This window comes from Phytoactinopolyspora halotolerans, from assembly GCF_010550675.1.
Taxonomy (GTDB): Bacteria; Actinomycetota; Actinomycetes; order Jiangellales; family Jiangellaceae; genus Phytoactinopolyspora; species Phytoactinopolyspora halotolerans.
The window spans coordinates 23,331-35,726 of sequence record NZ_JAAGOA010000001.1 but is presented as its reverse complement, the minus strand read 5'-3'; the positions used below and the strand labels follow the sequence as shown (position 1 = coordinate 35,726).

Below are 12,396 nucleotides of genomic sequence, written 5' to 3'. Positions count from 1 at the left end.
TTCACCAGGTCGACACGTGGTAGTGATCGATCATCAGTGCGCGGTCCACATGTGCGCGATGCGCGGGCTGCACAATGCACGGCGCCGGCCCGTCCGACCTCCTGCTAAGGATGCTGTTGATGGCAGCGGTGGATGGGTTGTGTCCGCTCCGTGGTGACCTTCGGTTACCGACTTATCCACCTTCAGCGTGCTGTGCTACTCGACCAGATCCGCGTTCCAGTTCACCTCCTGCATCCGCGTATCAAGGGCGCGCAACTCTGCGGCCACTCTGTCCGCCTCATGACGCAGTTCCCGGACATCAACCGCGGACACCATTTTGATCTCGGAACGCATCCAACGGTCGACACGCGCGACGCCGGAATCGGCGAGCTCCGAACGGAAGGCACGGCGCTTGCGCAGCACGTCCCGCTTGGCCAGAGCGTCCGTCATGGTGATTCCGGGCTCGACCTCAGTGACCAGGTTCGTGGCATTGATCTGCCGGATCAGCTTCTCGAGTTCGTCTGCTACGCGATCGGACTCAGCGAGCAACTCGCGAGCGTCCTCGGCCGGCTCTTCGCCCTCCTGGAAGCGGGCGGACTGCGTCGCTCGCTTCTGCAACTCGTTGAACCTCGTGGTCAGTTCGGCCCGCCGCGCGAGCGCCTCAGCAAGCTTCATCTTCCTTCACCTCCCTTCCTTGCTTGCCGACTGGATTCACCCTTGCATGGGCAGAACCATGAGATCAAACGGGTTTTCATCCGTGAAGATGTGGTAGCGCCAGTACGCTGCTCACTGCTCTCGTGTGCGTGATGACGCGGTGTATAGTGGCCGATATCTCTGCTTGCTTGCGTTCTACTGTGGCCAGGCGGGGGCGGTGACCGTGGCCGTGAGAGCGTCGAGGAACGCCTGGACGGGGAGCGGCGGGGGCGGCTTGCCGTAGGTGAGGGCCAGTACCCGTCGTCGGTCGTCCGGGATACGGTCGATCCGCACGTCCGGGTGACGGTTGGCCAGCAGGGCCAGACCGGGCAGCGTGGTGACGCCGATGCCGGCGGCGACCAGCGCCTGCGCCGCGACGTAGTCATCGGTCTCGAACTCGATGGTCGGCGTGAATCCGGAGTGCTCACAGGCGCGGAGGAGGTGGGCGCGGCAGCGCTCGCACCCGGCGATCCAGCGCTCGTCGGCGTAGGTCGCCAGCGTCCACGACGGCCCGGACCAACGTCGGCCGGCCGGCGTCACGATGTAGAGCGGCTCGTCCAGCAGCACGGTCGCGGTGGTGGCGGACGCCGCCGGCACGTCGGGGTCGGGGTGTTCGAAGACGAGCGCCACGTCGACGTCGCCGTTGCGGAGTGCGGCTAGGGACTCAGGCGGTTCGCTCTCGGTGAGCGCCAGCTCCAGCTGTGGGTGGTTCCGGGCGAACTCCGCCGCTGCCGGCGGTACCAGCGTGGCGAGCGCCGAGGGGAAAGCGGCGAGCCGGACGCGTCCGGTCTGCAACCCGGCGTGAGCGGCCAGTTCGGCGCGGGCGGACTCGACCCGCCCGAGGATCTCCTCCGCGCGGGCGACGAGCATCCGGCCGGCCTCCGTGAGCCGTATCCCGCGTCCGACGCGCTGTACCAGCGGAACCCCGGCCTCCGCCTCCAACCTGGCCAGGTGGTGGCTGACCGACGGCTGTGCGTAGTGGAGCGCGTCCGCGGCGGCGGTGACCGAGCCCTCACGTGCGACCGTGACGAGCACTCGGAGCCGGTTGAGATCCACAACCGAATCATAGACAACATCGATGGTTAGTGAGAAAAGCTGTATTAGACCTATCTATCTCTGGCTGCCAGCATGGAGACATGTCTGCTCCTTCCATCGGTGATGTGTTCCGGGCCCGTCGTGTGCTCGGCGGCCTGCTGCCGCCGACGCCGACGTGGAGCTATTCGGCGCTGAGCGCCACGCTTGGCGCCGATGTGCTGGTGAAGCACGAGAACGTGCAGCCCACCGGCGCATTCAAGGTGCGGGGCGGGCTCAATCTGCTGGCTGGGATGTCGCTCGAAGATCGACAGCGGGGGATCGTCGGGTACTCCACCGGCAACCATGCCCAGTCGCTCGCCTACGCGGCCGGGCACACCGGCGTCTCCTGCACCATCGTGATGCCGGAGAATCCCAACCCGGTGAAGGCGGCGGCGGTGCGTGCTCGCGGCGCCGAGGTGGTCGAGCACGGGCAGAACCTGGACGGCGCCTGCGAGTTCGCCGCCAAGCTCGCGGCGGAGAGCGGGGCCCGTCTGGTCAGTGCCGGCGACGAGCCCGCGCTCGTCGCCGGTGTGGGCACCGCCTACCTGGAACTGTTCGAGCAGGCACCGGACGTGGACGTGGTGGTCGTGCCGGTCGGCGGCGGCAGTGGCGCGGCGGCCGCCTGCGTCGTCGCGGCCGCGGTCGCTCCGGGGTGCGAGATCGTGGCCGTGCAGGCGGCGGCGTCGCCGGCCGCGCATGACTCGTGGCGCAGCGGGAAGGTGGTCACGCGGCCGAACCGGAGTGTGGCCGAAGGGCTGGCGACGGGGACCGGGTTCGAGCTGACGCAGGGCCTGATGCGGGATCATCTCAGCGATTTCCTGCTCGTCGACGACGACACCATCGCCGAGGCGCAGTGGATCATGCTGCGCGACGCGCACACCCTCACCGAGGGCGCGGGCGCGGCGTCCGTGGCGGCGCTGCTGGCCCATCCGGAGCGGTTCGCCGGCAAGCGCGTCGCCGTCATGTGCACCGGCGCGAACGCCAGTGAATCGGAACTTCGCGCGGTCACCAGGCTCCCGGCAGCGCAGGCAGCCTGACGCGGACGTTCCGTGCGGGTGGAGCGGGCTGACCGTACGGGTGGAGCGGGCGACCGTGCGGGTGGAGCGGGCGACCGTGCGGGTGCAGCGGGCGACCGTGCGGGTGCAGCGGGCGACCGGACAGGAGATCGCTGCCTTCCTCGACCGGGCCTGACGATTCCTCGGCGTCTGGGGCGGCGAAGCCCAAACGTATTCCTGCCGCGCGATCCGTCTGGCGGGGATTGTGAGCCCGGCCGTGGAAGTTCTGGCCGGTCAGATGGGGGTCGTGTGCCCGGCCGTGGGAGTTTGGTCGGTCCGGCGGGGGTCGTGTGCCCGGCCGTGGGAGTTCTGGCCGATCTCAGCGGTCACGTGGCACACGACCGGTCGCACGGCTGACAGAACCTGCCCAAAGGCGGCGCAAGTTCACACGGCCGGGCACACGACCGTGCCTGAACCGGCCTAGACGCACACGACAACCCGCACGAGACGGTTGTGTTCCGCGTCGTGTGAGAAATAGCCGCCTCACGGCCCGACCGTGCAGTCTGTCGTGCGGTAAGGAGCGGTCAGCCTGCGATGACCGCAGCCAGCCTCAACTGATCACGGCGTTTCGCCGGTCCGCGCTATCGCATGGTAAGCGGGGCGGAGCAGATCGGCCAGCCGTGTGCCGCGGACGCTGACGTCGACGGCCGGTGCTTGGTGGAGTACGGCATCGGGCGGTGTGGACGTGGCGGTCCGGTGTGGGACCGCAGCTTGGTAGGAGAAAAACGAACCGAGGCAGTCCGCCAGTGAGGCGGCGCCGTCGGTGCTGTCGTCGCCGGCCACGGATGCGCCGCCCGAACGGAGATCGCTGAGCGTGCCCAGGAGTTCGTCACGGTTCCGGCCGCGCCACGCGAGGATGGTGAACGGATCGTCGTCGAAAGACTCCGCGAGCAGGTAGAACACCGCGGCGATGTGCTTGCAGGGCCCGTCGGGATCAGGGCACGTGCAGTCCATGCTCAGATCGCTTGAGCCGGCCGGGAAGAGCGACAGCCCGACAGCGGTGAACACGTCCTCGATGTCGTCCGGCATCTCACCGGCCAGCAGCTTCGCCGTGTACCAGGCGTTGTCGACGAGCGCGCCCGCCACCTGGCCCCAGTCGGCATCGTCGAACGGCGTCAACCCGATCCGGACGCGGTACGGCCGAACCCGGCTGCCCTGGACGGATGCGGTGACCGTGCCCGCTCCGAGCTCCATCTCGATCACCTGGCCGTTGCGGGCGTAGGTCCGTCCGCGCTGCAGCCTGCCACCGACGACGATCGTCTGCAGCACCTCGATGAACCGCTCCGACCACCACTTCTGGGCGATGGCGCCACGCTTGCTGCGCGCCTTGAGGCCATCCTTAACCGGTAAGGGCTTGGACGGCGGGAACCAGCTACTCACCGACGGCCTCCTCGGACAGCGCGAACACCTCACGCAGCGCGCCGGTGGACAACTCGGTCAGCCAGCGCTCGCCGTCGCTGATCACCAGGTCGGTGAGGGCCTTCTTCTGCTCGATCATGTCGTCGATCTTCTCTTCGAGGGTGCCGGTGCAGATGAACTTGTGCACCTCGACGTTGCGCCTCTGCCCGATCCGGAACGCCCGGTCGGTGGCCTGGTCCTCCACGGCTGGGTTCCACCAGCGGTCCAGATGGATCACGTGGCTGGCCGCGGTGAGGTTCAGCCCGGTGCCGCCGGCCTTCAAGGACAGCAGGAAGACCGACGGGCCGTCGTCGGACTGGAACCTGGCGACCATCTCGTCGCGGCGCTTCCTGGGCGTACCACCGTGCAGGTAGAGCAGGTCCTGGTTGAACCGGGCGGCGAGGTGCGGCATGAGCATCTCGGCGAACTCGGTGAATTGGGTGAAGCACAGCACCTTGTCGCCTTCGGCGAGGATCTCGTCGAGGATCTCCTCCAGCCGCAACACCTTGCCGGACCGCTTACCCATCGGCGACCGATCGTGCAGCAGCTGCGCCGGGTGGTTGCAGACCTGCTTGAGCTTGGCCATGGTCGCCAGCACGTTGCCGCGGCGCTCGATGCCCTCGGAGTTCTCGATCTTCTCCATCATGTCGTCGACCACCGACTGATATAGCGAACCCTGCTCGGTGGTCAGCCGACAGTACTGTTTGATCTCGATCTTCTCCGGCAGGTCCTGGATGATCCGCTTGTCGGTCTTCAGCCGGCGCAGGATGTATGGGCGGGTGATGGTGCGCAGCCGCTCCGCGGGTTCGGTCTGGCCGTACCGCTCAACCGGAATCGCATACCGGGCACGGAACTCCTCGCTGCTGCCCAGCATGCCTGGATTCAGGAAGTCCATGATCGACCACAGTTCGCTGAGCCGGTTCTCCATCGGCGTGCCGGTCAGGGCCACCCGGTGCCGTGCGTCGAGCCGCCGGACCGCGCGGGCGGCCTGCGAGTGGCGGTTCTTGATCGCCTGTGCCTCGTCCACGACGACCCGGTCCCACCGGTGCTCGGCCAGCTCGTCGAGGTCCCGGGCGACGGTGGTGTACGTCGTGATGACGATGTCCGTGTCGGCGAGGCGGACATCGAGGTCGGCTCCCCGGAGACGCTCACGTCCGTGGTGCGCGTACAGGCGCAGCGCGGGCGCGAACTTGGCTGCCTCTCGCTGCCAGTTGCCTACCAGCGACATCGTGCAGACCAGCAGTGTGGGCCGGACGTCGTCGGTTGATGCAGAGCGCCGCGACAGCTCCAGCGAGAGCAACTGGATCGTCTTGCCCAGCCCCATGTCGTCGGCGAGGCAGGCGCCGAGGCCGAGATCGGAGAGGAACGCCAGCCAGGACAACCCGCGCCGCTGGTAGTCGCGCAGCGTCGCATGTAGACCGCCGGGTGGCGGCGCCGGCTCCAGCGTCTGGTCAGCCCTCCCCGTCAGCAGCTCACCGAGCGTGCCGTCCGCCTGGATAGAGGTGACCGGCAGCGGCGTGTCGAGGCCGGTTGCGTCCGTGGTGGCCAGCGCGATGACGTCGCCGGCGGTCTTCTCGTCGCCGGATTCGCGCCGCAGGAACTCCAGCCCGCGCCTGAGCTGCTCATGGTCGACGGTCACCCACGTGCCGCGAAGCCGGACCAAGGGCGCCTTGGTAGCGGCGAGTGCGGCGAGCTCGTCCTCGGTGAGTTCCTCGTCGCCGATGGCCAGCTTCCATTCGAATTGGCACAGCGCCTCCCGGCTCATCCCGCCGGCACGTTCGGCCTGGTCGGAGGCCGTGCCGGTCGGACGAGTGCCGGCTCTTCCGACGAGCCCGAGCTTGCGGCGGGGGTTCCACCACGACGGCAGCTGAACACCGAAGCCTGCCTGGTCAAGGAGGCCGGCCTTGGTGGCGAGGAAATCATGGGTGCCCTCGGTGTCCAGTTCGAGTGCGGTCGGCCTGGCCTGCCGCAGTGCGTCGCCGATCGCCGGATAGATCGCGCTGGCGCGCCCGAGTTCGGCCAGAAGCAGTTCGTCCGGGCGGTTCAGCCACCGGCGAAGCTCCCCACCGGATGTCCACACCTGCTCGGCCGGAACCAGGAGGCTGGGATCCTCCACCGACTGCAGCAGAAACTCCAGCCGCCATCGGCCGTCGTCGTCGACCTCAGCCAGCCGGAAAGCCGCCCGGGCGGGCCCGAGCTGCCCGCTGCCGAAGCCTGCCCATGGCGCCAGCAGCCGCTCGAGCTCGGCGATCTGGTCGGTATCGGCATCGAACCGTCCATCCGGAGTGGTCAGGGCGGTCAGCCAGGATTCCACCACCGGGGCGCGTTTCGGGCGACGTCCTCGTCGGGCCGGGACCAGATCGATCGGAGACATTCGCTGGGATGACAGACGTCGCCGCACCGCGGCGTCGACCAGGGCATGCAGCGCATCCGTGGCGAGGTCCGTCGGTTTCTGACCGCGGGTGTCCGCCGCGTGGTCGGTCTCAGCCCGGCAGACCGGCGGCATCGCGGCGACGAGGTCGTGCACGGCGGCGGCGTCTGGGCCCTGCAGAACGGCGCGCCACCGTGCCACGTGCTGTGCGGGTTCCGCGCCGGGACGTTCCTGATGTCCGGCGTCGAACGTCGGAAGCAGCTGGCCTCGATCGGTCAGCTCGCGTGCGAACGCCGCCAGCTCGGAGAGGAACCGCACGGACGCGCCGTAGCGGGCAGTCTCGGCCGGCTCGTCGACGACATCGAACGCGGCCGCGGGATCGACCTCCAGGATCGGCACCGTCCATGCCGCGAGTGCTGGATCATGTCGGGGCTCCGGGCGCGGCGCCACCCGGACCAGTTCCGGGGAGTCCAGCGGCGACGTCGACAGGGACGGCAGTAAGAGTATGGCGCTGCTGGGCTTGCCCGGATGGAGGTCGGCGAGCTGGTCTGCCGGCACCGCGAAGGGATGGGGCCGCGCCCGGCGAACCGCCTGACTTCGACTGGTGACCTTGAGCTCGGAGTCCTCCGCCCACAGGCACATGGCGCGCCGACGGCTCGACCAGAAGCCGTGTACAGCAAACATGCGACGAGCCCTCCACCCGCGATCTGCCTGGCACGCTGCCGTCGCAGTCGCGCCGTCGGACCTTTCGGTTCGGTCGCCAGCAACCCTACCGAGGCGTGGCATCCCCCGGACGCCGTGTTCCGCTGTACGACGTCGCGCCGCGTGCGTAGCGCTGTGCCAGGTCGACGTAGGCGCGCGCGTTGGCGCGTATGCCGTCCAGCTCGTTCTCGTTGAGCTCGCGGCGGATCTTGGCGGGCACGCCGGCGACGAGCGACCCCTCCGGTATCTCGGTTCCCTCCAGCACCACCGCTCCTGCCGCGATCAGCGAACCGGATCCGATCCGGGCGTGGTTCATCACGGTGGCACCCATCCCCACCAGCACGTCGTCGCCGATAGCGCAGCCGTGCAGTACGGCCCGATGCCCGACGGACACTCCGCGGCCGAGTGTCAGCCCGACGCCTGGATCGGTGTGCAGCACGCATCCGTCTTGGATGTTGCTTTGCGGCCCAATCGTCATCGAGTCCCCGTCGCCGCGCAGCACCGCGCCGTACCAAACGCTGACATCCTCGGCCAGTGTCACGTCGCCGACGAGCGTCGCGTTGTCGGTCACCCAGCAGCCGTCCGCGACGGTCGGCGCGATGCCGTCGAACTCGATGATGCTCACGTTGCAGACTCCTCTCTTCGATGCGTTCCGTAGCTCGGCGCGGACCCGAGAACCGTGCGATACCAGCGCCGCGCCGTTCCGCCCCGTATATCCGCGATCTCGGAGCGGCTGAGCCCGATCCGGGCCAATGTCTCGATCAGGCCGTTCCACGCGTCCGCGTAGTTCTGTCGGAGCAGCACCACCGGCCAGTTGCTGGCGAGCATGAGCCGGGACGGTCCGAACTGCTCGACCGCGCACTGGACATAGGGGGCGAGCGCGTGCGGGTTCCAGCCGCCCCATGCGGTCAGCACGTCGATGCCGACGGAGACCTTCATGGCGACGTTCGGACAGGACGCAAGTGCCCGCACCGACGACGCCCACGGTTCCCACCCGCCCGCCTCCACCGGCGGCCGTCCCAGATGATCGACGACGACCCGCAGCTGCGGAACCTGCCGCGCCGCGGCCACTACGACGGCCGACTGCGCGGCGGTCACGGGGACGACATCCCAACTCAGCCCAAGGTCGGCCAGCATCCGCAGAGCCTGCAGCGCTGGCGGTTCGGTCAGCCAGTCCAGGCGCTCGCGACCTACCAGGCAACGTACGCCGCGGAGCCGCGGGACGATCCTGACCATCCGGTCGATCTCGGCCGCGGCTGCCCGCGGGTCCCGCAGCGGGGCCCAGCCGACGACGCCGGCGATGAACGAGGTGGTGGCTGCGTACGCCGCTAGCCGATCGTTCTCCTCCGCGGAGTCGACGCTCTGGATGAGGATGGTCGCGTCCACGCCGGCCTCCGACATCGGACCGGCCAAGTCCGACGGCTCGTAGTCGGCGGCGATCGCGCCATGGTCGGCGGTCCGCCAGGTCTGCTCCTGTAACTGAAGGCGCCAGAAGTGCTGGTGTGCGTCGATGACCGGCGGTGCGCCACCGGTCAACGGCGTGGTGACGTCGTCGTCCCGCACCACCTTCACCTGCCCCGCCATGTGGGCCGGCGACGCTCGAGAAATGCCTGTACCCCCTCGGTGAAGTCGGCGCTGGCATAGACCTCGCGCACGACGTCGTCGGTGCCGACCTGGGAAATGGGCGCGTGCAGCCGACGATCGACCTCCTTCAGGGCCGCGAGCGTCATCGGTGCGCAGCCGGCGATCCGCTGGACGGTATCCGCGACTACGGTGTCTAATTCGGCAGGCGCGATCACCTGGTGCACCAGGCCGGCGGCGGCCGCGTCGGCGGCGCTCAGCAGGGTGGCGGTCAGTAACATCGCCATGGTGGTGGAACGGCCCAGCCGAGATTGGAGCTGTGCCATGACCTCGCCGGTCAGACAGTTGCCTAAAGTGCGGCCGATCGGCACACCGAAGGTGGCGTCGTCGGAGGCCAGCACGACGTCGCAGCTCGCCGCGATCGCCAGCCCGGCGCCGACGGCCGGCCCGTCGACCACGGCCACGACGGGTACGCGGACCGACATCAACGTGTGCAGGACCGCCCCGACCCGGCGCTCGTACGCGACCCCGTCGTCCCCCGAGGTGAAGTCGGCGAACTGCTGCACGTCGGTGCCGGCGGCGAACCCGTCGCCGGACGCGCCGCGCACCGTCACGACGCGGACCGTGCCGTCGTCATTCACCGAACGCAAGATCTCGTCGAGCGATTCGTACATACGCCACGTGAGGGCGTTGCGCCGCCCCGGGTTGGAGAGGACGACGTGTACCGCGTGGCCGTCCCGGTCCGCGATCACCTCAGCCATCGACGTCTCCCGCTGCGCTATGCGCGCGGCCTGCGCTGCCCTGCGCGCCGGCGTCCATCCCGTGGCCGTGACTCGATGGCCGACGGCTCTGCGGTCCGGGTTCGTCCGTCCATTCGGCGAACACCTCGTCGGCATGCTCGCCGAGCAGTGGCGGTGGCCGGCGGATGGTGGCCGGCGTCGCGCCCATCCGGACCGGGGAGCCGAGTACCTTCACTCGCCCCTCGACCGGATGCTCGACCTCTTGGACCAGGCCACGCGCCTGCACGTGCGGGTCTTCGTCGAGGACGTACCGGTAGTCGTGGATCGGCCCGGCCGGCACGCTCGCGTCGAGCAGGATCTCCACCCATTCGTCGGCGTCCCGGTCGGTGAGCCGCGCCTCGAGCACGGCGGCCAGTATGTCCCGGTTCTCCATGCGACCAGTGTTCTCGGCGAATCGCGCGTCGTCGATGAGATCCTCTAGATCGAGCGCCCGGCACAGCCGCTCCCACAGCCGCTGGTTGTTGGCACCCACGGTGATGTAGCCGTCCCGGGTGCGTAGTGCCTGGTACGGCGCGGACATCCGGTTCGCCGATCCGAGCGGTTGCGGCACCCGTCCGGTGGCCCACCACTCGGTGGACTCCCACACGGACATCGCGATCGCCGCCTCGAACAGGCTGGTCTCGACTCGCTGTCCGATCCCCGTCACCAGCCGGGCGCTGTAGGCGGCGGTGATCGCGTACGCGCAGAACAGTCCGGCGCCCAGGTCACCGATCGGCAGGCCGCATTTGATGGGCGTGCCGCCGGGCTCCCCGGTGATGCTCATGACGCCGGACATGGCCTGGGCGATGAGGTCGTAGCCGGGGCGGTCGGCGTAGGGGCCGGTCTGTCCGAACCCGGAGATGCTCGCGTAGATCAGTCCGGGATTGTGCTCGGCGAGTGTCTCGTAGCCGACGCCGAGCCGGTCGGCGACGCCGGGCCGGAAGTTCTCCACGACGACGTCGGCCGCTGCGGCCAGCCGGTAGAACGACTCCCGATCCGCCGGATTCTTCAGGTCCAGGCAGACACTGCGCTTGTTCCGGTTGAGCGCCAAGAACGCCCGGCTGTCCTCTCCGTTCACCGGGTACCCCCACGAGCGGCGGGTCTGGTCGCCTGCATCGGGGTGTTCGATCTTCACCACGTCGGCGCCGAGGTCGGCGAGGAGCATGGTGCAGAACGGTCCCGCCATGACCTGTGTCAGATCCAGGACACGCATCCCGCCCAGGGCAGTGGACGCAGCCTGCGTGCCCTCGGCGTCACCGGCGGCTGTCTGTTCGGTCACGTCATCGGCCTCCAAGTTCCTCGGAAGCCCATGATCATCAACGGTTGGCCGTATCCGCGCCGGTTCAACGGTTGATGATCATGGGCGTGGTGGGTGGGTGGGTCAGCCCAGGCCGGCGTTGGCCTCGGCGAAGAAGTCGTCCACGGCTTGCTCGATGCTCTTGCGGCCGAACGCGATCTCCTCGTACGCGCGGGTGAACGCCGCCTCGAACGTGGCCTGGTATCCGGGCGGGTAGATGATCACCGGCGGCGACATGCCGACGATCTGCTCGTAGACCTCGAGTTCGTGGCGTTTCAGTTCCGGCAGCTCGGGGTTGTCGATCTGCTGCTGTAGGTGGTCGGCGTTGGTGACGGCACCGTTCGAGGACGAGAACACCTCCGCACCTTCGTCGTCGTTGATCCAGAAGTCCACGAACGCGGCCGCCGTGGAGACGTTGTCGCAGCTGGCCGGGATGGAGAAGCCGGAGGTGATCAGCACGTTGCCGGATCCGGCCGGCCCGGACGGCAGGGGTACGGTCACCAGCTGCTGGCCCGTGTCCTGCCCGTCCATCGTGTCTTGCGCCGGTGTCAGGTAGTTCCCCGGTTGGACGTCCGCCATGACCGCACCTTGCGCGACGTAGCTCTGTTCGGACGCGGACGGCTCCTCCGCCCATTGGTCGGCAGTATTGGTCACGCCGGATTCACGTAACTCCTCCCATTCGGTCCAGAAGTCGACCAGTAGCTCGCGCGGAAAGCCGATCTGACCATCGGCGAACATCTCCTCACCGTGTGCCTGCACATAGGCGATGAGGTAGTTCGGTCGTCCGCCGCCGACGTTCGCCGCGGCGACGTCGTCCGGTAGGTCATCCTGGGCCTCGGCCAGCCAGTCGAAGAAGTACTCCCAGTCATAGCCGTCCGGCGGCACGCCGGCCCCGGTCTCCTCGGCTAGCGTCTGGTTCACCATCAGTGCGTCATACGCCGCGCCGTAGGGCACCATGTACAGCTCGCCGTCCGGGCCGCGTCCACTGTCGAGAACGTCGTCCGGGATGGTACTGACGTCGATCGCGCCGGACTCGACCATCGGATCGAGGGGGAGCAGCAGGTTGCGCGAGGCGAAGTCATTCAGCTGGCGAGCCTGCGTCTGCGTGACACACGGCATGTTTCCCCCCGACGCTTGGACGTTGAGCCGGTCCCAGTAGTCACCCCAGTCCGCCGATTCGCGGCTGACCGAGACATCCGGGTTGGCCTCCTCGAACAGGTCGGCGACGGCGTTGGTCACCTCGTTGCGGGCGCCGCCGCCCCACCAGGCGAAGACGATGTCGCCTTGAACCTCGCCGGTGCCGTCGTGGGTGTCCTGACCGTCGCCGGTCTCGCCGGTGGCCGAGGTGCCGCCGCACCCGGCTGTGACCAGGACGGCGGCTGCGGTGATGCTCGCGCCCGCCAGGAACCGCCGGCGCCCGATGTATCTGGTCATCGTGCATTCCTCCTGCAGTGGTTGCGTCATTGC

General features: G+C 68.6%; 10 protein-coding genes. 1 reads left to right on the top strand and 9 read right to left on the bottom strand.

Going from position 1 to position 12,396, the window contains the following annotated elements; all coding sequences use genetic code 11:
• Positions 1-195: 195 nt before the first annotated feature.
• Both G1H10_RS00160 and G1H10_RS00155 read right to left on the bottom strand, forming a co-directional pair.
• Entirely contained in the window at positions 196-654 is a 459-nt protein-coding gene (locus G1H10_RS00160; RefSeq protein ID WP_163730978.1) for a DIP1984 family protein, read from the bottom strand.
• Between the two features lie 174 nt (positions 655-828).
• On the bottom strand, positions 829-1,728 hold the full coding sequence (locus G1H10_RS00155; RefSeq protein WP_163730976.1) for a LysR family transcriptional regulator: 900 nt from the start codon (positions 1,726-1,728) through the stop codon (positions 829-831).
• Positions 1,729-1,808: 80 nt separating this feature from the next.
• On the opposite strand from G1H10_RS00155, the gene G1H10_RS00150 reads away from it, so the two are divergent.
• A complete protein-coding gene (locus G1H10_RS00150) occupies positions 1,809-2,783 on the top strand; it encodes a threonine ammonia-lyase (protein WP_163730972.1) in 975 nt (324 codons plus the stop codon).
• A 576-nt stretch (positions 2,784-3,359) separates the two neighbouring features.
• On the opposite strand, the gene G1H10_RS34330 is transcribed toward G1H10_RS00150, so the two are convergent.
• From G1H10_RS34330 to G1H10_RS00115, 7 genes are all read right to left on the bottom strand, one after another.
• A complete protein-coding gene (locus tag G1H10_RS34330) occupies positions 3,360-4,181 on the bottom strand; it encodes an SWIM zinc finger family protein (protein WP_163730970.1) in 822 nt (273 codons plus the stop codon).
• Positions 4,174-7,254, bottom strand: coding sequence for a DEAD/DEAH box helicase (locus G1H10_RS00140; RefSeq protein WP_163730967.1), 3,081 nt, complete (start codon positions 7,252-7,254; stop codon positions 4,174-4,176). The genes G1H10_RS34330 and G1H10_RS00140 overlap by 8 nt, the downstream gene beginning before the upstream one ends.
• A gap of 85 nt (positions 7,255-7,339) precedes the next feature.
• Complete coding sequence (locus G1H10_RS00135) at positions 7,340-7,897, bottom strand: gamma carbonic anhydrase family protein (protein WP_216852742.1); 558 nt, start codon at positions 7,895-7,897, stop codon at positions 7,340-7,342.
• Positions 7,894-8,856: an amidohydrolase family protein gene (locus G1H10_RS00130; protein ID WP_163730963.1), complete on the bottom strand. Its 963-nt coding sequence runs from the start codon at positions 8,854-8,856 to the stop codon at positions 7,894-7,896. The genes G1H10_RS00135 and G1H10_RS00130 overlap by 4 nt, the downstream gene beginning before the upstream one ends.
• A complete protein-coding gene (locus G1H10_RS00125; RefSeq protein WP_163730961.1) occupies positions 8,841-9,614 on the bottom strand; it encodes an enoyl-CoA hydratase in 774 nt (257 codons plus the stop codon). The genes G1H10_RS00130 and G1H10_RS00125 overlap by 16 nt, the downstream gene beginning before the upstream one ends.
• On the bottom strand, positions 9,607-10,845 hold the full coding sequence (locus G1H10_RS00120; RefSeq protein WP_163731978.1) for a CaiB/BaiF CoA transferase family protein: 1,239 nt from the start codon (positions 10,843-10,845) through the stop codon (positions 9,607-9,609). The genes G1H10_RS00125 and G1H10_RS00120 overlap by 8 nt, the downstream gene beginning before the upstream one ends.
• Positions 10,846-11,013: 168 nt before the next feature.
• Positions 11,014-12,363 (bottom strand): ABC transporter substrate-binding protein, encoded by a 1,350-nt coding sequence (locus tag G1H10_RS00115; protein WP_163730959.1) that lies wholly within the window; start codon positions 12,361-12,363, stop codon positions 11,014-11,016.
• Between the last annotated feature and the right edge of the window lie 33 nt (positions 12,364-12,396).